This is a genomic window from Paracoccus sp. S4493, assembly GCF_000967735.1.
GTDB classification, from domain to species: domain Bacteria; phylum Pseudomonadota; class Alphaproteobacteria; order Rhodobacterales; family Rhodobacteraceae; genus Paracoccus; species Paracoccus marcusii.
Genome location: NZ_JXYF01000216.1, coordinates 1 through 418, shown reverse-complemented (window position 1 = coordinate 418; position 418 = coordinate 1). Strand labels below are relative to the sequence as shown.

Genomic DNA, 418 nt, shown 5'->3' with positions numbered 1-418 from the left:
TCAACAGTTTGATCTGCAAACCGGAGCGCTTCGACATTTCCAAAGGTGTCAATGCCATCCCGTCCACCAGGAACAAGGTGGGTAATGCGATAAGTGCCATCGAGGTTGTTGATCTCGTAATCATCTCGGTTGCCGGTGAAGACCAGCGTGTCGTATCCGTCACCTCCGTCGATTTGATCGTTGCCCTGCTGGCCATAGATCAGATCGTTGCCGCCACCGGATTGAATGGTGTCGTTCCCGAGGCCGCCCCAGATTGAATCGTTGCCCCGCCCAGTGGTGACGTCGTCATCGCCGTTTGCCGAATAGATGCGGTTATTGCCGCCTGAGATATAGATGTTGTCGGCGGAGTTTGTTCCGTTGATTCGGACAAGGGGATTTCCACTACTCCAGTAGAAGGAGACACCAACTCCGGTGAGGC

1 pseudogene is annotated in these 418 nt (G+C 54.3%); it reads right to left on the bottom strand.

Annotated elements, in window-relative coordinates:
• A pseudogene (locus TW83_RS20810) lies at positions 1 to 418 on the bottom strand (hypothetical protein); the annotation flags it as partial.